The following is a 1,177-nucleotide window of genomic DNA, read 5'->3' as shown; positions in this document are numbered from 1 at the left end:
ATGTAAAGCTTTGGCATGTTACCGTTGTTATTCTTATAATTGATTTAATGCAAATTCAATCGGAGAATTCGGGAGGGCATATTGCTCATTTGGCTGGGGCTTTTTTTGGTTTCATTTTTATTAAATTACTCCAAAACGGAACCGATTTGAGTAAAATTGTTACAAACCTATTGGATTTTTTTGTTAATTTGTTCACGAAAAAGTCATCTACTCCTTTCAAAAAGGTACACAAAAATTACAAAAAACCTGCGGATAAGCCTGTTTCAAAGATTGTAACTAAGGATAAAACACAACAGCAAATCGATGAGATTTTAGATAAAATCAGTCGCTCTGGTTATGATTGTTTGACAAAAGAAGAAAAAGAATTTTTGTTTAAAGTAGGGAAATAAAATTGTTTCAGGTTTCAGGTTTAAAGTTGAGCAACTTGGAACTTGAAACTTGAAACTTGAAACTAAAATAATGAAAAACCTTTCGTGGTTTAATAAGCTAATGTTTTTTTTGAATATAGTCCTTACTGTATCGACTTTTCTTGCCTATCGTTTACCTTTTTTGGCTCCAAAATTATTCCCGCTTTTATCCGTTCTCACCTTGTTTATGCCTTTGTTTTTTATTTTGAATGGATTATTTTTCTTCTATTGGGGATTTCAATTCAAGAAGCGAATGATTTTATCTGGTTTGGTACTTTTGATGGGTATCACTTTTATTAATAAATTTTATAAATTTTCAGCTAAAGAATATCCCGAGGGAGAGAAAGATTTTACCGTAATGAGTTATAATGTACGTTTGCTGAATGTCTTCAAATGGCTTGATAGAGATGATGTTCCCGATGATATTTTAACTTTTATCAATGAAAAAAACCCTGATATTTTGTGCATTCAGGAGTTTTCTAATTCTGCAGAAACAGATTTGAAAGTGTATAGTCATAAATACATTTTGGTAGAAGGAAATCAAATTAAAACTGCTCAGGCTATTTTCTCTAAATTTCCTATAATCTATCAAGGAAATATTGTGTTTCCAAACTCCAATAATAATGTTATTTTTGCCGACATCAAAAAAGGAAAAGACATCATTAGAGTTTATAATATGCACCTAGAGTCTATAAAAATCACACCAGATATTACCGAAATTAACGACAAAAATATTGATGCTATTAATCAAAGTAAATCTCAAAAATTAT

At 30.2% G+C, this 1,177-nt stretch carries 2 protein-coding genes; both read left to right on the top strand.

Features of this window, described 5'->3' with window-relative positions; genetic code table 11:
* On the top strand, nt 1-389 hold a 389-nt coding region (locus EKL98_RS16615; RefSeq protein ID WP_317125406.1), incomplete at its 5' end, for a DUF6576 domain-containing protein.
* 70 nt (nt 390-459) lie between these two features.
* A partial coding sequence (locus EKL98_RS16610; protein WP_126563206.1) for an endonuclease/exonuclease/phosphatase family protein occupies nt 460-1,177 on the top strand: 718 nt, incomplete at its 3' end.

This window comes from Flavobacterium bomense (assembly GCF_003970355.1).
The sequence above is the reverse complement of the archived record's forward strand: the minus strand, read 5'-3'. Positions and strand labels throughout refer to the sequence as shown.